This window comes from Streptomyces sp. NPDC003456, from assembly GCF_042878735.1.
Lineage (GTDB): Bacteria > Actinomycetota > Actinomycetes > Streptomycetales > Streptomycetaceae > Streptomyces.
Genome location: NZ_JBIAOK010000008.1, coordinates 123,815 through 142,523, shown reverse-complemented (window position 1 = coordinate 142,523; position 18,709 = coordinate 123,815). Strand labels below are relative to the sequence as shown.

Genomic DNA, 18,709 nt, shown 5'->3' with positions numbered 1-18,709 from the left:
CCCGGCGGTGCCCCGCGGGTTCCCCCGAAAGGGGTCCGGGTGCCCGCACCTCACCCGCACGCGCGCGTGGCTACGATGGGCCAGCCGGTGGCCAGCAGGGGCCAGACGGCGACACCGACCCTCGGGAAGGCCATGCTGAACAAGTACGCGCGTGCATTCTTCACGCGTGTCCTCACACCGTTCGCCGCGTTTCTGATCCGCCGGGGCGTCAGCCCCGACACCGTCACGCTCATCGGCACCGCCGGAGTGGTCGCGGGCGCGCTGGTCTTCTACCCCATAGGAGAGTTCTTCTGGGGCACGGTCGTGATCACGCTGTTCGTGTTCTCCGACCTCGTCGACGGCAACATGGCCCGCCAGCTGGGCCGCTCCAGCCGCTGGGGCGCCTTCCTCGACTCCACGCTCGACCGGGTCGCCGACGGCGCGATCTTCGGCGGCTTCATCCTCTGGTACGCGGGCGGCGGCGACGACCTGGTGCTCTGCGCCGTGTCGATCTTCTGCCTGGCCAGCGGGCAGGTGGTGTCGTACACCAAGGCCCGGGGCGAGTCGATCGGGCTGCCGGTGGCCGTCAACGGGCTGGTGGAGCGCGCCGAGCGGCTGGTGATCTCGCTGGTCGCGGCCGGTCTCGCGGGTCTGCACGCGTTCGGTGTCCCCGGCATCCAGTACCTGCTGCCGGTCGCCCTGTGGATCGTCGCCGTGGGCAGCCTCGTCACGCTGATCCAGCGGGTCGTCACCGTCCGCCGCGAGTCCGCCGAGGCCGAGCAGGCGGCGGCCGCCGCGCAGGGCAGTGCCGCGCAGGACAATGAGGGCGAGCAGCACAACGCCTCCCACGGGAGCGAGGCGGCCACGTGAGCGCACAGGACCGGCTGACGGACGCGCTGTACGGGCTGGGCTGGAGCACGGTCAAGAAGCTCCCCGAACCGGCCGCCGTACGGCTCGGGCGGACCATCGCCGACGCTGCCTGGAAGCAGCGCGGCAAGGGCGTGCAGCGCCTGGAGAGCAACTACGCGCGCGTGGTGCCCGGGGCCAGTCCCGAGCGCCTCGCGGAACTCTCGCGCGCCGGCATGCGCTCCTACCTGCGCTACTGGATGGAGTCCTTCCGCCTCCCCGCCTGGAGCAGGCAGCGGATCGCGGACGGTTTCACCGCCAAGGACCTGCACCACCTCACCGAGGGCATGGACGCGGGCCGGGGCGTGATCCTCGCCCTGCCGCACCTGGCCAACTGGGACCTCGCCGGCGCCTGGGTCACCACCAAGCTGGGCATTCCCTTCACCACCGTCGCCGAGCGGCTCAAGCCCGAGACGCTCTACGACCGGTTCGTCGCCTACCGCGAGGGCCTCGGCATGGAGGTCCTGCCCCACAGCGGGGGCAGCGCCTTCGGCACCCTGGCCCGGCGGCTGCGCGACGGCGGCCTGGTCTGCCTGGTCGCCGATCGCGACCTGTCCGCCTCCGGCGTGGAGGTGGACTTCTTCGGCGACACCGCCCGGATGCCGGCCGGACCGGCGCTGCTCGCCCAGCAGACGGGCGCCGTGCTGCTGCCCGTCACCCTCTGGTACGACGACTCGCCCATGATGCGCGGCCAGGTCCATCCGCCCGTCGAGGTGCCCGGCTCGGGCACACGCGCCGAGAAGACGTCCGTCATGACACAGGCGCTGGCCGACGCCTTCGCCACCGGCATCGCCGACCATCCGGAGGACTGGCACATGCTGCAGCGGCTGTGGCTCGCGGACCTCGACCCCGCCCAGGGGCGCCCGTGAGGATCGGCATCGTCTGCCCCTACTCCTGGGACGTGCCGGGCGGCGTCCAGTTCCACATCCGCGACCTCGCCGAGTACTTCATCCGCCTCGGCCACGAGGTGTCCGTCCTGGCCCCCGCCGACGACGACACCCCGCTGCCGCCCTACGTCGTCTCGGCCGGGCGCGCGGTGCCCGTGCCGTACAACGGCTCGGTGGCCCGGCTGAACTTCGGGTTCCTCAGTGCCGCCCGGGTGCGCCGGTGGCTGCACGACGGCTCGTTCGACGTCATCCACATCCACGAGCCGACCTCGCCGTCCCTGGGCCTGCTGGCCTGCTGGGCCGCCCAGGGCCCGATCGTGGCGACCTTCCACACGTCGAACCCGCGCTCCCGCGCCATGATCGCCGCGTACTCGATCCTCCAGGCCGCGCTGGAGAAGATCAGCGCGCGGATCGCCGTCAGCGAGTACGCCCGCCGCACGCTGGTGGAGCACCTCGGCGGGGACGCGGTGGTCATCCCCAACGGCGTCGACGTCGACTTCTTCGCGCAGGCCGAGCCCAAGGCCGAGTGGCAGGGCGACACGATCGGCTTCATAGGGCGCATCGACGAGCCCCGCAAGGGACTGCCGGTGCTCATGGGGGCCCTGCCGAAGATCCTCGCCGCGCGCCCGCAGACCCGCCTGCTGGTGGCCGGACGCGGCGACGAGAAGGAGGCCGTGGAGTCCCTGCCCGTCGAGCTGCGCTCCCGCGTGGAGTTCCTCGGCATGGTCAGCGACGAGGACAAGGCCCGCTTCCTGCGCAGCGTCGACCTGTACGTCGCGCCCAACACGGGCGGCGAGAGCTTCGGCATCATCCTGGTCGAGGCCATGTCGGCCGGTGCCCCCGTCCTCGCCTCCGACCTGGACGCCTTCGCCCAGGTCCTCGACCGGGGAGCGGCGGGCGAACTGTTCCCCAACGAGGACGCCGACGCCCTGGCCGACGCGGCCGTACGCCTCCTGGACGACCCGGAGCGGCGCGCGGAACTCCGCGAGCGGGGCAGCGCCCACGTGCGGCGCTTCGACTGGTCGACGGTGGGCGCGGACATCATGTCGGTCTACGAGACGGTCACGGCGGGCGCGGCGGCGGTGGCCGCGGACGAACGGACCACCGGACTGTGGGGTCGCCTGGGCCTGGCCCGGGACTGACGCAACGCCCCCGGCGAGGTACGCCGAGCAGCACCCAGCCCGTCCGGCCTTCTTGGACCGGGCCGTTCAGGCCGACAGCGAGGGTCCCGGGGCGGCAGCACTCAGGAGGACCGGGCCGGACTCCCCGCCCGGCGGGACAGCCGGCCGACCGGGCGGAGCGCCCCGGTAGCCTCTTGGCCCGTGACCGCAACCCTCATCTGGATCCTCGTCGCCCTCGTGGTGATCGGCCTCTACCTCAGCTGGACGGCCGGGCGGCTGGACCGGCTGCACGCGCGGATCGACGCCGCGCGCGCCGCACTCGACGCACAGCTGCTGCGCCGCGCCTCCGTCGCCCAGGAGCTGGCCACTTCCGGGGTGCTCGACCCGGCCGCCTCGATCGTCCTGTACGAGGCCGCCCACGCCGCGCGGCAGGCCGAGGAGGAGCAGCGGGAGGTCGCCGAGAGCGAGCTGACGCAGGCGCTGCGCGCGGTGTTCGAGGAACCCGCGCAGGTGGAGGCCGTCCGCGAGGCGCCCGGGGGAGAGGAGGCGGCCCGCGAACTCACGGAGGCGGTGCGCAGGGTGCCGATGGCCCGGCGCTTCCACAACGACGCCGTGCGCGCCGCCCGGGCCCTGCGCCGCCACCGCAAGGTGCGCTGGTTCCGGCTGGCCGGACACGCCCCGTTCCCCATGGCCTTCGAGATGGACGACGAGCCCCCGGCCGCCCTGGTCGACCGCTCCGCCTAGCCCCGGCTCCGCAGGCACGCCGCCCACCCCGCCCGCCTGCCCCCGGCTCCGGGCCCGCGCCGTCCGCCTCGTTCACCGGCCGTTACCCGCGCCGGCGCCGAAAAGGATCCACGGCGTTCCCATTGGCCCTTGCTGTGGCCTGCTTCCTTCACGTTTCCTCAGTGCTGCAGAAACCCTCTTTCCCATCAGCGAGGTCACCCGTGTCCATCTCCGAAAACCAGGCTCCCGAGACCGGCACCGCCCGTGTGAAGCGCGGCATGGCCGAGCAGCTCAAGGGCGGCGTCATCATGGACGTCGTCACCCCGGAGCAGGCGAAGATCGCCGAGGACGCGGGCGCGGTCGCCGTCATGGCCCTGGAGCGGGTCCCGGCCGACATCCGCAAGGACGGCGGCGTGGCCCGCATGTCCGACCCGGACATGATCGAGGGCATCATCCAGGCCGTCTCGATCCCGGTCATGGCCAAGTCCCGCATCGGCCACTTCGTCGAGGCCCAGGTGCTGCAGTCCCTCGGCGTCGACTACATCGACGAGTCCGAGGTCCTCACCCCGGCCGACGAGGTCAACCACTCCGACAAGTGGTCCTTCACCACCCCGTTCGTGTGCGGCGCCACCAACCTGGGCGAGGCCCTGCGCCGCATCGCCGAGGGCGCCGCGATGATCCGCTCCAAGGGCGAGGCCGGCACCGGCAACGTCGTCGAGGCCGTGCGCCACCTGCGCCAGATCAAGAACGAGATCGCCAAGCTGCGCGGCTTCGACAACCACGAGCTGTACGCCGCCGCCAAGGAGCTGCGCGCCCCGTACGAGCTGGTGAAGGAGGTCGCCGAGCTGGGCAAGCTCCCGGTCGTGCTGTTCTCCGCCGGCGGCGTCGCCACCCCGGCCGACGCGGCCCTGATGCGCCAGCTCGGCGCCGAGGGCGTCTTCGTCGGCTCCGGCATCTTCAAGTCCGGCGACCCGGCCAAGCGCGCCGCCGCCATCGTGAAGGCGACCACCTTCTACGACGACCCGAAGATCATCGCGGACGCGTCCCGCAACCTCGGCGAGGCCATGGTCGGCATCAACTGCGACACCCTCCCCGAGACCGAGCGCTACGCCAACCGCGGCTGGTAGTTCCATGAGCACTCCTGTCATAGGCGTCCTGGCCCTCCAGGGCGACGTACGGGAGCACCTCGTCGCCCTGGCCGCGGCCGACGCCGTGGCCAGGCCGGTGCGGCGCCCCGAGGAACTCGCCGAGGTGGACGGCCTGGTCATCCCCGGCGGGGAGTCGACCACCATCTCCAAGCTGGCCGTCCTGTTCGGCGTGATGGAGCCCCTCCGCGCGCGCGTGCGCGACGGGATGCCCGTGTACGGCACCTGCGCCGGCATGATCATGCTCGCCGACAAGATCCTCGACCCGCGCTCCGGCCAGGAGACCGTCGGCGGCATCGACATGATCGTGCGCCGCAACGCCTTCGGCCGGCAGAACGAGTCCTTCGAGGCGGCCGTCGGCGTCACGGGCGTCGAGGGCGATCCCGTGGAGGGCGTCTTCATCCGCGCCCCCTGGGTGGAGTCCGTCGGCGCCCGTGCCGAGGTGCTCGCCGAGCACGACGGCCACATCGTCGCCGTGCGTCAGGGCAACGCGCTGGCCACCTCGTTCCACCCGGAACTGACCGGTGACCACCGGGTGCACGCCCTGTTCGTCGACATGGTGCGCGCGAACCGGACACCCGAGTCCTTGTAGGATTCCTGCGTTCGTTGCTGAGATGGGTTACGCGAAGGAGACAGGCAGATGTCCGGCCACTCTAAATGGGCCACGACGAAGCACAAGAAGGCCGTCATCGATGCCAAGCGCGGCAAGCTCTTCGCGAAGCTGATCAAGAACATCGAGGTCGCGGCGCGGATGGGCGGCGCCGACCCCGAGGGCAACCCGACGCTCTACGACGCCATCCAGAAGGCCAAGAAGTCGTCGGTCCCCAACAAGAACATCGACTCGGCGGTCAAGCGCGGCGCGGGCCTGGAGGCCGGCGGCGCCGACTACGAGACGATCATGTACGAGGGCTACGGCCCGAACGGCGTCGCGGTGCTCATCGAGTGCCTCACCGACAACCGCAACCGCGCCGCCTCCGAGGTCCGCGTCGCCATGACCCGCAACGGCGGCTCCATGGCCGACCCGGGCTCGGTGTCGTACCTGTTCAACCGCAAGGGCGTCGTGATCGTCCCCAAGGGTGAGCTGTCCGAGGACGACGTCCTCGGCGCCGTCCTGGACGCCGGTGCCGAAGAGGTCAACGACCTCGGCGAGACCTTCGAGGTCATCAGCGAGGCCACCGACCTGGTCGCGGTCCGCACCGCCCTCCAGGACGCCGGGATCGACTACGACTCCGCCGACGCCAACTTCGTCCCGACCATGCAGGTCGAACTGGACGAGGAGGGCGCCAAGAAGATCTTCAAGCTGATCGACGCGCTGGAGGACAGCGACGACGTGCAGAACGTCTTCGCCAACTTCGACGTCAGCGACGAGGTCATGGAGAAGGTCGACGCCTGACACGCGCACGAGAGCGACGGGCCGACGGGACACACCCCGTCGGCCCGTCGCGTTGTCGGTGGCACCCGATAGCCTGCACAAACTGGTGAGCGAAAGGGAGGGCGCGTGCGCGTACTGGGGGTGGACCCGGGACTGACCCGGTGCGGGGTCGGCGTGGTCGAGGGCGTCGCCGGACGGCCGCTCACCATGGTCGGCGTCGGTGTCGTGCGCACGCCCGCGGACGCCGAGCTCGGCCACCGCCTGGTCGCCGTCGAGCAGGGCATCGAGCGGTGGCTCGACGAGCACCGGCCCGAGTTCGTTGCGGTGGAGCGCGTCTTCAGCCAGCACAACGTGCGCACGGTGATGGGCACCGCCCAGGCCAGCGCCGTCGCCATGCTGTGCGCCGCCCGCCGCGGCATCCCCGTCGCACTGCACACCCCCAGCGAGGTCAAGGCCGCCGTCACCGGCAGCGGCCGCGCCGACAAAGCCCAGGTGGGCGCCATGGTGACGCGTCTGCTCAGACTGGACGCGCCCCCCAAGCCCGCCGACGCGGCCGACGCCCTCGCGCTCGCCATCTGCCACATCTGGCGCGCCCCCGCGCAGAACCGGTTGCAGCAGGCCGTCGCCCTGCACACCGCCCGAGCACCGAAAGGCCGTACGGCATGATCGCCTTCCTCAGCGGCACAGTGGCCGCACTCGCTCCCGACGCCGCGGTCGTCGAGGTCGGCGGCGTGGGCATGGCCGTGCAGTGCACGCCCGACACGCTGTCCACGCTCCGCGTGGGCCGGCCCGCCACCTTGCACACCTCCCTGGTGGTGCGCGAGGACTCCCTCACCCTGTACGGCTTCGCGGACGACGACGAGCGGCAGGTCTTCGAGCTGCTCCAGACCGCGAGCGGCGTCGGGCCGAGACTCGCCCAGGCCATGCTCGCCGTGCACAGCCCCGACGCGCTGCGCCGGGCCGTGGCCACCGCCGACGAGAAGGCCCTCACCGCCGTCCCCGGCATCGGCAAGAAGGGCGCCCAGAAGCTGCTGCTGGAACTGAAGGACCGCCTCGGCGCCCCCGTCGGCGCCCCCGCCGTCGGCGCACCGGTCAGCTCCGGCTGGCGCGACCAGCTGCACGCCGCGCTGATCGGCCTCGGGTACGCGACCCGGGAGGCCGACGAGGCCGTGTCCGCCGTGGCCCCGCAGGCCGAGGCCGCCGAGGGCACCCCCCAGGTGGGCCAGCTGCTCAAGGCCGCCCTGCAGACCCTGAACCGCGCCCGGTAGCCGGGACCGTAACGGACGGCCGCGGCCCCGCAGTCCCGCGGCACGCCCCCGGCCCCGGGCCCCGGCCCCGCCCCCCGCGAAGCCGCACCGCCCACCCGCACCGCAGCACCCTCCGTACCGCCGCACCCCCCGTACCGAGATTCCGAGGCACACTCCATGAACTGGGACGACACGACCGACGCCGACGCCGCCGAGCGGCTCGTGGGTGCGTCCGCCGACCGTGAGGACCAGGCCGTCGAGGCCGCCCTGCGCCCCAAGGACCTGGGCGAGTTCATCGGCCAGGAGAAGGTCCGCGAGCAGCTCGACCTCGTCCTGCGCGCGGCCCGCGCCCGAGGCGCCACCGCCGACCACGTCCTGCTCTCCGGCGCCCCCGGCCTCGGCAAGACCACCCTGTCCATGATCATCGCGGCGGAGATGGGCGCACCCATCCGCATCACCTCCGGCCCCGCCATCCAGCACGCCGGCGACCTCGCCGCGATCCTGTCCTCCCTGCAGGAGGGCGAGGTCCTCTTCCTCGACGAGATCCACCGCATGTCCCGGCCCGCCGAGGAGATGCTGTACATGGCCATGGAGGACTTCCGCGTCGACGTCATCGTCGGCAAGGGCCCCGGCGCCACGGCCATCCCCCTCGAACTGCCCCCCTTCACCCTGGTCGGCGCCACCACCCGCGCCGGACTGCTGCCGCCCCCGCTGCGCGACCGCTTCGGCTTCACCGCCCACATGGAGTTCTACGAGCCGACCGAACTGGAGCGGGTCGTCCACCGGTCGGCGAACCTGCTGGAGGTCGAGATCGACCCGGCGGGCGCGGCCGAGATCGCCGGCCGCTCGCGCGGCACGCCCCGCATCGCCAACCGCCTGCTGCGCCGCGTCCGGGACTACGCGCAGGTCAAGGCCGACGGCCTGATCACCCGCGACATCGCCGCCGCCGCGCTCGCGGTCTACGAGGTGGACGAACGCGGCCTGGACCGGCTCGACCGTGCCGTGCTGGAGGCCCTGCTCAAGCTGTTCGGCGGCGGTCCCGTCGGCCTGTCCACGCTCGCTGTCGCGGTGGGGGAGGAACGTGAGACCGTGGAAGAGGTCGCCGAACCCTTCCTCGTACGGGAAGGACTGCTGGCCCGCACCCCCCGCGGCCGGGTCGCCACCCCCGCCGCGTGGGCGCACCTCGGCCTCACCCCGCCGCGCTCCCAGGCCGCCGGAAACGGACAACAGGACCTGTTCGGGGCGTGAGGGCGCCGCCGCCCCGGCGGCACGGCGAGGACAGTGGCCGGAGCAGGAACCCCGGTGCCATGCTGAGCGTTGTTCCATGCGCGCGGACTCGCTTAGACTCCGCCGATGCCGCCTTCGTCGGCGGCGTACACACCCCCAACCATCTGGCCGCTCACAGCGCGGTCGTGTGAAGGAAGTACCGACCCGTGAGTCTCCTGACCCTCCTCCCGTTCATCGTGCTCATCGGGGCCATGTTCCTGATGACCCGATCGGCCAAGAAGAAGCAGCAGCAGGCCGTGGAGATGCGGAACCAAATGCAGCCCGGCAGCGGCGTCCGCACCATCGGGGGCATGTACGCCACGGTCAAGGAGGTCAACGAGGACACCGTCCTCGTCGACGCCGGTCCCGGCGTCGAGCTCCTCTTCGCCAAGAACGCCATCGGTGCCGTCCTGACCGACGACGAGTACAACCGCATCGTCCACGGCATCGAGCACGACCTGAAGTCCGACGCCGACGTCGTCCCGGACGACGCCTCCTCCCTCACCGGGACCGACGACTCCGTCGCCCCCGCTGACGACAAGGCCGTCGACCTCGGCAAGAAGGACGCGGCCGGCGACCCGGCCGCCGCCACCCCGGCAGACGAGGCGAAGGCGGACGCAGAGCCGAAGAAGACCGACGGCGACCCCGACGCGAAGTAGTCGTGTCCCGGGGCGCGCGGGCCCGGTCCGCGCACCCCGGCACACGACCGGCTCGCACGGAGTCCCGACACATTGGCATGGCCGCCCGTCCGCCGATCCGGACCGGGGCGGCCCGAGAGGGAGTACGAGAAGGTGGCCACACCTAAAAAGGGCCGGAGCGCGAGCGCCCAGAGCAAGCCGTGGCGCTCGCTGGCCCTGATCCTGATCGCCATCGCGGCGCTCACCGGTGGAATGTTCGCCTCGGGACACACGAAACCGCGTCTCGGTATCGACCTGGCCGGCGGCACGAGCATCACGCTCCGCGCCGTCGCCGAGCCCGGCCAGGAAAACGCCATCAACAAGACCAACATGGACACCGCGGTCGAGATCATGGAGCGCCGTGTCAATGGTCTGGGCGTCTCGGAATCCGAGGTGCAGACCCAGGGCAACCGGAACATCATCGTCAACATCCCCAAGGGCACCAACTCCAAGGAAGCCCGGGATCAGGTCGGCACCACCGCCAAGCTCTACTTCCGTCCGGTCCTGCAGCGCGAGGCCGCTCCCGGTGAGGCCGAGCCCACCCCGAGCGGGACCTCCGGCGGCAGCGCCTCCCCGAGCCCGTCCGGCTCCGGCAAGCCCAAGGAGTCCGCGACCTCCGGCTCACCGAGCCCTTCGGCCTCCGCCACGACCCAGGGCCGTGCCGTCACCGACTCGCTGAAGGCCGACGCCACACCGTCCGCCAGCGGCAGCCCCAAGGCCTCCGGCAGCCCGTCGCCCTCCGGCACCGCCGGTGCCGCGTCCGGTGGGGTGGAGAAGCAGTACGCCGCCCTCGACTGCTCCGACCCGAAGCAGCGCGCCACCGCCGGCAAGGCAGCCAAGAACGACCAGCCCACCGTCGCCTGCGGGCAGGACGGCGGCGTCTGGAGCAAGTTCCTGCTGGGCCCGGTGGACGTCGACGGCACCGAGATCAAGAAGGCCCAGGCGAGCCTCAACACCCAGGGCGGCGCCGGCTGGCAGGTCGACATGACCTTCAACTCGGCGGGCACCAAGAAGTTCGCCCAGACCACCGCCAAGCTGGCCCAGCAGGCCACCCCGCAGAACGAGTTCGCGATCGTTCTGGACGACGAGGTCGTCTCCCACCCGTTCGTCCAGACCGCCATCAGCGGCGGCAACGCGCAGATCTCCGGCAGCTTCACCCAGGAAGAGGCCAAGAGCCTCGCCAACATGCTGTCCTACGGCGCCCTCCCGCTGACCTTCGAGGAGGACAGCGTCACCACCGTGACGGCCGCCCTCGGCGGCGAGCAGCTGGAGGCCGGCCTCATCGCCGGCGCGATCGGCCTCGCGCTGGTCGTCATCTACCTGCTGGTCTACTACCGCGGTCTGTCGTTCATCGCGATCCTGTCGCTGCTGGTCTCGGCCGCCCTCACCTACACGATCATGTCGCTGCTCGGCCCGACGATCGGCTTCGCGCTGAACCTGCCGGCCGTCTGCGGTGCCATCGTCGCCATCGGCATCACGGCGGACTCGTTCATCGTCTACTTCGAGCGCGTCCGCGACGAGATCCGCGAGGGCCGCTCGCTGCGCCCCGCCGTCGAGCGGGCCTGGCCGCGCGCCCGGCGCACCATCCTGGTCTCCGACTTCGTGTCGTTCCTGGCCGCCGCCGTGCTGTTCATCGTCACCGTCGGCAAGGTGCAGGGCTTCGCGTTCACCCTCGGCCTGACCACCCTGCTCGACGTGGTCGTGGTGTTCCTCTTCACCAAGCCGCTGCTGACCCTCATGGCCCGCCGCCCGTTCTTCGCGAACGGCCACAAGTGGTCCGGCCTCGACCCGAAGAGCCTGGGTGCGCAGCCGCCGCTGCGCCGCACCCGCCGCCCCGCCGTCCCCGTCGACACCAAGGAGGCCTGAGATGTCGAAACTCGGCAACCTCGGCGCTCGACTGCACCGTGGCGAGATCGGCTACGACTTCGTCAAGAACCGCAAGATCTGGTACGGCCTGTCGATCCTGATCACCATCACGGCCATCGTGGGCCTGGCGGTCCGCGGCCTGCACATGGGCATCGAGTTCCAGGGCGGTGCCGTCTTCACCACGCCGAAGAACATCAGCGTCTCGGTGTCCCAGGCGGAGGGCTACGCGGAAGAGGCCTCCGGCCATGACGCCATCGTCCAGAAGCTCGGCGACGGCAGCCTGCGCATCCAGGTCGCCGGCATCGACACCGGCGCCGCCGACAAGATCAAGGACCAGCTGTCCGACGACCTGAAGGTCGACGCGGAGCAGATCAACGCCGAACTGGTCGGACCCAGCTGGGGTGACCAGATCGCCAACAAGGCCTGGCAGGGTCTCGGCATCTTCATGGTGCTCGTGGTGATCTACCTGGCGATCGCCTTCGAGTGGCGCATGGCCGTCGCGGCGTTCGTCGCACTGATCCACGACATCACCATCACGGTCGGCATCTACGCCCTCGTCGGCTTCGAGGTCACACCGGGCACGGTGATCGGTCTGCTGACCATCCTCGGCTACTCGCTCTACGACACGGTCGTGGTGTTCGACAGCCTGAAGGAACAGACCAGGGACATCACCAAGCAGACCCGCTGGACCTACAGCGACATCGCCAACCGCTCGATCAACAGCACCCTGGTCCGCTCCATCAACACCACGGTGGTCGCGCTGCTGCCGGTCGCGGGTCTGCTCTTCATCGGTGGCGGTGTCCTCGGCGCCGGCATGCTGAACGACATCTCCCTGTCGCTCTTCGTCGGCCTCGCGGCCGGCGCGTACTCCTCGATCTTCATCGCCACCCCGCTCGTCGCCGACCTCAAGGAGCGCGAGCCGGCGATGAAGGCCCTGAGGAAGCGCGTCCTGGCCAAGCGGGCCCAGTCCGCCGCCAGGGACGAGGCCGAGGCCCACGACGAGGCGTACGCCGAGGAGCCCGAGGACGCCGCCCCGGCCGTCGTCGGCCCCCGTAACCAGCCCGCGTCCCGCACCCGCGGACGCGGCCGTCCCTCGGGGAAGCGCCGGTGACCGACATCCAGGAGCTGCTCCTCAGCCGCATCCGGGACGTGGCCGACCACCCCGAGCCGGGCGTGATGTTCAAGGACATCACCCCGCTGCTCGCGGACCCGGCGGCGTTCACCGCGCTCACCGACGCCCTGACGGAGATCGCCGAGCGCACCGGCGCCACCAAGGTCGTCGGCCTGGAGGCCCGCGGGTTCATCCTCGGCGCCCCGGTCGCCGTCCGCGCCGGACTCGGCTTCATCCCCGTGCGCAAGGCGGGCAAGCTCCCCGGAGCGACCCTCGCCCAGGCCTACGACCTGGAGTACGGGTCGGCGGAGATCGAGGTCCACGCCGAGGACCTGGCCGCCGGCGACCGCGTCCTGATCGTCGACGACGTCCTGGCCACCGGCGGCACCGCCGAGGCCTCGGTCCAGCTCATCCGCCGGGCCGGTGCCGAGGTGGCGGGTCTCGCGGTACTGATGGAACTCGGTTTCCTCGCCGGCCGTGCCCGCCTGGAACCCGCGCTCGGCGGCGCCCCGCTGGAGGCGCTGCTCACGGTCTAGCGACCGCCGGACAGCCCCGGCGCGACAGGTATCGCACCGCGAAGGCGGGCCCCGAGGAATCCGGGGTCCGCCTTCGGTGTTTGCGGGTAGACGGCTCTCACATCGGCCTGAAGGCGATCCAGGAGCCCAGGATCGCTACCATGGGGTCTCCGGAGCCTGACCGGGGGACCCGGATCGCGCACGAGGAGTCCTCTTGCCAGACGAGGCCCAGCACCTGACCGCCGCCAAGCCCGAGTCCGCCTCGGCGGCCGCGGCGAAGCCCGCGCCGACCACGCCCCACGCGAAGAACGACACCCGCGGGCCGGTCGAGCACGCCCAGTCGGCGCCGGTCGACAAGCCCGCCGAGCAGGCCCGCCCCAAGCCCGCCCCGCCGGTGCGGCAGGCCTCGGGCCAGCCGGCCCGCAGCGGCTCCTCCAACCGCGTCCGCGCCCGCCTGGCCAGGCTCGGCGTGCAGCGCGCGAACCCGTACAACCCGGTGCTGGAGCCGTTGCTGCGGATAGTCCGCAGCAACGACCCCAAGATCGAGACGTCCACGCTCCGCCAGATCGAGCGCGCCTACCAGGTCGCCGAGCGCTGGCACCGCGGCCAGAAGCGCAAGAGCGGCGACCCGTACATCACGCACCCGCTCGCCGTCACCACCATCCTCGCCGAGCTGGGCATGGATCCCGCCACGCTGATGGCGGGCCTGCTGCACGACACGGTCGAGGACACCGAGTACGGCCTGGAGGACCTGCGCCGCGACTTCGGCGACGTCGTCACGCTGCTCGTCGACGGCGTCACCAAGCTGGACAAGGTCAAGTTCGGCGAAGCCGCCCAGGCCGAGACCGTGCGCAAGATGGTCGTCGCCATGGCCAAGGACCCCCGCGTCCTGGTCATCAAGCTCGCCGACCGCCTGCACAACATGCGCACCATGCGCTACCTCAAGCGCGAGAAGCAGGAGAAGAAGGCGCGCGAGACCCTCGAGATCTACGCGCCCCTCGCCCACCGCCTGGGCATGAACACCATCAAGTGGGAGCTGGAGGACCTCGCCTTCGCGATCCTCTACCCCAAGATGTACGACGAGATCGTCCGGCTGGTCGCCGAGCGGGCGCCCAAGCGCGACGAATACCTGGCCATCGTCACCGACGAGGTCCAGCAGGACCTGCGGGCGGCCCGCATCAAGGCGACCGTCACCGGCCGCCCCAAGCACTACTACAGCGTCTACCAGAAGATGATCGTCCGCGGCCGGGACTTCGCGGAGATCTACGACCTGGTGGGCATCCGCGTCCTCGTGGACACCGTCCGCGACTGCTACGCGGCCCTCGGCACGGTGCACGCGCGATGGAACCCGGTCCCGGGCCGGTTCAAGGACTACATCGCGATGCCCAAGTTCAACATGTACCAGTCGCTGCACACGACGGTCATCGGCCCCGGCGGCAAGCCCGTCGAGCTGCAGATCCGCACGTTCGACATGCACCGCCGCGCCGAGTACGGCATCGCCGCGCACTGGAAGTACAAGCAGGAGGCCGTCGCCGGCGCCTCCAAGGTGCGCACCGACGCGCCCAAGTCGTCCGGCAAGGGCAAGGACGACCACCTCAACGACATGGCCTGGCTGCGGCAGCTGCTGGACTGGCAGAAGGAGACCGAGGACCCCGGCGAGTTCCTGGAGTCGCTGCGCTTCGACCTCTCGCGCAACGAGGTCTTCGTCTTCACCCCCAAGGGCGACGTCATAGCGCTCCCCGCGGGTGCCACCCCCGTCGACTTCGCGTACGCCGTGCACACCGAGGTCGGCCACCGCACCATAGGCGCCCGGGTCAACGGCCGCCTGGTCCCGCTGGAGTCCACCCTGGACAACGGCGACCTGGTGGAGGTCTTCACCTCCAAGGCGGCCGGCGCCGGGCCGTCCCGCGACTGGCTGGGCTTCGTCAAGTCGCCCCGCGCCCGCAACAAGATCCGGGCCTGGTTCTCCAAGGAGCGCCGCGACGAGGCGATCGAGCAGGGCAAGGACGCCATCGTCCGCGCCATGCGCAAGCAGAACCTGCCGATCCAGCGCATCCTGACCGGCGACTCCCTGGTGACCCTGGCGCACGAGATGCGCTACGCCGACATCTCCGCGCTGTACGCGGCGATCGGCGAGGGGCACGTCTCCGCGCAGAACATCGTGCAGAAGCTGGTGCAGGCCCTCGGCGGCGAGGAGGCGGCCACCGAGGAGATCGACGAGTCGGTCCCGCCGGCCCGCGGACGCAGCCGCAAGCGCCGCTCCAGCGCCGATCCCGGTGTCGTCGTCAAGGGCGTCGAGGACGTGTGGGTCAAGCTGGCCCGTTGCTGCACGCCCGTGCCCGGCGATCCGATCATCGGCTTCGTCACGCGCGGCAGCGGCGTGTCGGTGCACCGCAGCGACTGCGTGAACGTGGACTCGCTGTCCCGCGAGCCCGAGCGCATCCTCGACGTCGAGTGGGCGCCCACCCAGTCCTCGGTGTTCCTGGTCGCCATCCAGGTGGAGGCCCTGGACCGCTCCCGGCTGCTGTCGGACGTCACCCGCGTGCTGTCCGACCAGCACGTCAACATCCTGTCGGCGGCCGTCCAGACCTCCCGCGACCGGGTCGCCACGTCCCGCTTCACCTTCGAGATGGGCGACCCCAAGCACCTCGGCCACGTGCTGAAGGCGGTCCGCGGCGTGGAGGGCGTCTACGACGTGTACCGGGTGACCTCGGCCCGCAGCAGGTCGTAGCGGCCCGCGGCGGCCACACGAGAAGGGGGGCTTCCCGTACGACGTGTACGGAAAGCCCCCTTCGTGCGGGCCGCTCAGCCCCCGAACTCCTGCAAGCCCTTCAGTGCCTGGTCCAGCAGCGCCTGACGGCCGTCCAGCTCACGCTGGAGTTTGTCCGCCTTGGCGTTGTTGCCCTGCGCGCGGGCCTGCTCGATCTGGCCCCGCAGCTTGTCCACGGCGGCCTGCAGCTGCCCGGTCAGCCCCTCGGCACGCGCGCGTGCCTCCGGGTTGGTCCGGCGCCACTCGGCCTCCTCGGCCTCCTGGATGGCCCGCTCCACGGCGTGCATGCGGCCCTCGACCTTGGGCCGGGCGTCACGCGGCACGTGGCCGATGGCCTCCCAGCGCTCGTTCACGTTCCGGAAGGCGGCCCGGGCCGCCTTGAGGTCGGTGATCGGCAGGAGCTTCTCGGCCTCCTCGGCCAGCTCCTCCTTGAGCTTGAGGTTCTCCGCCTGCTCGGCGTCGCGCTCGGCGAAGACCGAGCTGCGGGCCGCGAAGAACACGTCCTGAGCGCCGCGGAAGCGGTTCCACAGGTCGTCCTCGTGCTCGCGCTGCGCACGGCCCGTGGCCTTCCACTCGGACATCAGCTCGCGGTAGCGCGCGGCCGTGGCGCCCCAGTCCGTCGAGTTCGACAGCGCCTCGGCCTCGGCGACCAGCCGCTCCTTGGTGCGGCGGGCCTCCTCGCGCTGGGCGTCCAGCTGCGCGAAGTGCTGCTTGCGCCGCTTGGAGAACGCCGACCGGGCGTGCGAGAAGCGGTGCCACAGCTCGTCGTCGGACTTGCGGTCCAGCCGCGGCAGGCCCTTCCAGGTGTCCACCAGGGACCGCAGCCGCTCACCGGCCGCCCGCCACTGCTCCGACTGCGACAGCTCCTCGGCCTCGGCGACCAGCGCCTCCTTGGCGTGACGGGCCTCGTCGGACTGTTTCGCCCGCTGCGCCTTGCGCTCCTCGCGGCGCTTCTCCACCAGTTCCACGAGCTTGTCCAGCCGCACCCGCAGGGCGTCCAGGTCACCCACCGCGTGATGGGCGTCGACCTGCTCCCTGATGTGGTCGATGGCCGCCTGGGCGTCCTTGGCCGACAGGTCGGTGGTCTTCACTCGCTTCTCGAGGAGGCCGATCTCGACAACCAGGCCCTCGTACTTGCGCTCGAAGTAGGCCAGCGCCTCCTCGGGGGAGCCTGCCTGCCAGGAACCGACGACCTGCTCGCCGTCGGCCGTACGCACGTACACGGTCCCCGTCTCGTCGACGCGGCCCCACGGGTCGCTGCTCACAGCGCCTCCTCCACATGATGCCTGCGGGGGGCCTGCGGCACCCCCGGGCATCGTCCACAGTTTCGTCACGGCCAACATAGGCGACCGGCGGGGGGCCTGTCCGCATCCCGCGCGACCGAAATTTCGCAGTTGAGGGTCAAGACTCGCTGATCGTGGCCTTGTTGATCACGACCGTCGCGTTCGGCGCGGTGTTGCCCGTCTGGGGGTCGGGAGCCTGCGCCCCGGCCTTGGCGATCTTCTGCAGGACCTTCATGCCGGCCTCGGACACCGTACCGAACGGTGTGTAGTCGGGCGGCAGCTGACTGTCCTGGTAGACGAGGAAGAACTGGCTGCCGCCGCTGTCGCGGCCCTGCTTGGTCTGGGCGTTGTACTGGTTCGCCATCGCGACCGTGCCCGCCGGGTACACCCCGCCCTTGAGGCTCTTGTCCTTCAGGTTCTCGTCCGGGATCGTGTAGCCCGGACTGCCCATGCCGGTGCCCTGCGGGTCGCCGCACTGCAGGACGTAGATGCCCTGGGAAGTGAGGCGGTGGCACTTGGTGTGGTCCAGGTACCCCTTGTCGACGAGGAACTTGAACGAGTTGACCGTGCGCGGGGCCGCCGACGCCTTCAGGTCGATGCCGATCTCGCCGCAGGTCGTGTCCAGCTTCATCGTGTACTTCGCCGACTCGTCGACGGCCATCGCCGGTTCCTTCTTCCAGGTCTCCGACTTGACCTTGCCAGGCGCCGGCTTCTCGCAGGGGTCCGGGGCCTTGCTGGGCGTGGCGCTCGGCGTGACCTCCGCGCCCGCGTTCTCCTTCTTGCCGTCGTCCTCGAACGGCTTCGTCAGGAAGACCGTCACGGACAGCACCACGACCACGCCGAGGACCGAGGCGATCACGGAGTTGCGGATACGGGCCTTGCGTCGCGCGTCCGTGCGTCGCTGCTGCTGCCGCAAGAACTTCTCCCGGGCGAGCTGACGCCGCCGCTGTTCCTGGCTGACCACCGGGTTCTCTCCTCCTGGGTCCAAAACGTCGACCGGTACGCGTGCGTCCTGTGTGCCGAGCGCCTGCGTGTGCCCCGTACCGTATATGGGTTCGCTGAGGAAACGGCAGCGCCGGTAGGCTCTGTGAGCAGCCGTAGCCGCCCGTATCGACACAACGAAGGACGATCGTGCTCATTGCCGGGTTCCCCGCCGGGGCCTGGGGGACGAACTGCTATCTCGTCGCCCCCGCCGCCGGTGAGGAGTGCGTGATCATCGACCCCGGCCACCAGGCCGCCGACGGCGTCGCCGAAGCGGTCGCCAAGCACCGCCTCAAGCCCGTCGCCGTCGTCCTCACCCACGGCCACCTCGACCACGTGGCCTCGGTCGTCCCGGTCTGCGGCGCGCACGACGTGCCGGCCTGGATCCACCCCGACGACCGGTACATGATGAGCGACCCCGAGAAGGCGCTCGGCCGTTCCGTCGGGATGCCGCTGATGGGGGAGCTGACCGTGGGGGAGCCGGACGACGTCAGGGAACTGACCGACGGCTCGAAGCTGGAACTGGCGGGCCTGGAGCTCACCGTCGCGCACGCTCCCGGCCATACCAAGGGGTCGGTGACCTTCGGCATGCCCGAGGCGGCGGACATCCCGCCGATCCTGTTCTCGGGCGACCTGCTGTTCGCCGGCTCCATCGGACGCACCGACCTGCCCGGCGGTGACATGGCCGAGATACTCGACTCGCTGGCCCGCGTGTGCCTGCCGCTCGACGACTCGACCGTGGTGCTGTCCGGTCACGGCCCCCAGACGACCATCGGCCAGGAGCGCGCCACCAACCCGTATCTGCGGCAGGTGGCGGCCGGCCAGGGAGCCCAGCCCGCTCCCCGACGAGGAATGTGACG

Annotated in this window: 18 protein-coding genes; 16 read left to right on the top strand and 2 right to left on the bottom strand. The window is 71.1% G+C overall.

The window, feature by feature from the left end; translation table 11 throughout:
- Positions 1–75 precede the first annotated feature (75 nt).
- The 15 genes from pgsA to relA all read left to right on the top strand — a co-directional run bounded on the left by pgsA (position 76) and on the right by relA (position 15,546).
- Positions 76–849, top strand: coding sequence for a phosphatidylinositol phosphate synthase (gene pgsA / locus ACFYWG_RS30155; protein ID WP_389204339.1), 774 nt, complete (start codon positions 76–78; stop codon positions 847–849).
- Entirely contained in the window at positions 846–1,754 is a 909-nt protein-coding gene (locus ACFYWG_RS30150) for a phosphatidylinositol mannoside acyltransferase (protein WP_383511406.1), read from the top strand. Before pgsA ends, ACFYWG_RS30150 begins: the two co-directional genes overlap by 4 nt.
- On the top strand, positions 1,751–2,914 hold the full coding sequence (locus tag ACFYWG_RS30145) for a glycosyltransferase family 4 protein (RefSeq protein ID WP_376332281.1): 1,164 nt from the start codon (positions 1,751–1,753) through the stop codon (positions 2,912–2,914). The genes ACFYWG_RS30150 and ACFYWG_RS30145 overlap by 4 nt, the downstream gene beginning before the upstream one ends.
- A gap of 180 nt (positions 2,915–3,094) precedes the next feature.
- Positions 3,095–3,637, top strand: a complete 543-nt coding sequence (locus ACFYWG_RS30140; RefSeq protein WP_376332283.1) for a hypothetical protein — start codon at positions 3,095–3,097, stop codon at positions 3,635–3,637.
- 200 nt (positions 3,638–3,837) lie between these two features.
- Positions 3,838–4,743 (top strand): pyridoxal 5'-phosphate synthase lyase subunit PdxS, encoded by a 906-nt coding sequence (pdxS, locus tag ACFYWG_RS30135; protein ID WP_389204240.1) that lies wholly within the window; start codon positions 3,838–3,840, stop codon positions 4,741–4,743.
- A gap of 4 nt (positions 4,744–4,747) precedes the next feature.
- Complete coding sequence (pdxT, locus tag ACFYWG_RS30130; RefSeq protein WP_383511403.1) at positions 4,748–5,353, top strand: pyridoxal 5'-phosphate synthase glutaminase subunit PdxT; 606 nt, start codon at positions 4,748–4,750, stop codon at positions 5,351–5,353.
- A gap of 48 nt (positions 5,354–5,401) precedes the next feature.
- Complete coding sequence (locus ACFYWG_RS30125) at positions 5,402–6,154, top strand: YebC/PmpR family DNA-binding transcriptional regulator (RefSeq protein ID WP_094057782.1); 753 nt, start codon at positions 5,402–5,404, stop codon at positions 6,152–6,154.
- A 105-nt stretch (positions 6,155–6,259) separates the two neighbouring features.
- Positions 6,260–6,799 carry a crossover junction endodeoxyribonuclease RuvC gene (gene ruvC / locus ACFYWG_RS30120; RefSeq protein ID WP_369197447.1) on the top strand — a complete coding sequence of 180 codons (540 nt, stop codon included), beginning with the start codon at positions 6,260–6,262 and terminating at the stop codon, positions 6,797–6,799.
- Complete coding sequence (ruvA, locus tag ACFYWG_RS30115; protein WP_376332289.1) at positions 6,796–7,401, top strand: Holliday junction branch migration protein RuvA; 606 nt, start codon at positions 6,796–6,798, stop codon at positions 7,399–7,401. Before ruvC ends, ruvA begins: the two co-directional genes overlap by 4 nt.
- Before the next feature lie 156 nt (positions 7,402–7,557).
- Positions 7,558–8,628 (top strand): Holliday junction branch migration DNA helicase RuvB, encoded by a 1,071-nt coding sequence (gene ruvB, locus ACFYWG_RS30110; protein WP_383511273.1) that lies wholly within the window; start codon positions 7,558–7,560, stop codon positions 8,626–8,628.
- A gap of 185 nt (positions 8,629–8,813) precedes the next feature.
- Complete coding sequence (gene yajC, locus ACFYWG_RS30105) at positions 8,814–9,305, top strand: preprotein translocase subunit YajC (protein ID WP_376332293.1); 492 nt, start codon at positions 8,814–8,816, stop codon at positions 9,303–9,305.
- Between the two features lie 132 nt (positions 9,306–9,437).
- A complete protein-coding gene (gene secD, locus ACFYWG_RS30100) occupies positions 9,438–11,189 on the top strand; it encodes a protein translocase subunit SecD (RefSeq protein ID WP_376332295.1) in 1,752 nt (583 codons plus the stop codon).
- 1 nt (position 11,190) lies between these two features.
- On the top strand, positions 11,191–12,300 hold the full coding sequence (secF, locus tag ACFYWG_RS30095; RefSeq protein WP_383511276.1) for a protein translocase subunit SecF: 1,110 nt from the start codon (positions 11,191–11,193) through the stop codon (positions 12,298–12,300).
- Positions 12,297–12,836, top strand: coding sequence for an adenine phosphoribosyltransferase (locus tag ACFYWG_RS30090; RefSeq protein ID WP_376332299.1), 540 nt, complete (start codon positions 12,297–12,299; stop codon positions 12,834–12,836). The genes secF and ACFYWG_RS30090 overlap by 4 nt, the downstream gene beginning before the upstream one ends.
- 193 nt (positions 12,837–13,029) lie before the next feature.
- On the top strand, positions 13,030–15,546 hold the full coding sequence (gene relA / locus ACFYWG_RS30085; protein ID WP_383511277.1) for a GTP pyrophosphokinase: 2,517 nt from the start codon (positions 13,030–13,032) through the stop codon (positions 15,544–15,546).
- A gap of 74 nt (positions 15,547–15,620) precedes the next feature.
- Here relA and ACFYWG_RS30080 read toward each other — a convergent pair whose 3' ends face one another.
- Positions 15,621–16,850, bottom strand: coding sequence for a DUF349 domain-containing protein (locus ACFYWG_RS30080; protein ID WP_389204239.1), 1,230 nt, complete (start codon positions 16,848–16,850; stop codon positions 15,621–15,623).
- Positions 16,851–16,986: 136 nt separating this feature from the next.
- Positions 16,987–17,832, bottom strand: a complete 846-nt coding sequence (locus tag ACFYWG_RS30075) for a peptidylprolyl isomerase (protein WP_389204238.1) — start codon at positions 17,830–17,832, stop codon at positions 16,987–16,989.
- A 167-nt stretch (positions 17,833–17,999) separates the two neighbouring features.
- Between ACFYWG_RS30075 and ACFYWG_RS30070 the strand changes: the two genes are divergently transcribed.
- A complete protein-coding gene (locus ACFYWG_RS30070) occupies positions 18,000–18,707 on the top strand; it encodes an MBL fold metallo-hydrolase (RefSeq protein ID WP_389204237.1) in 708 nt (235 codons plus the stop codon).
- The last annotated feature ends 2 nt before the right edge of the window (positions 18,708–18,709 follow it).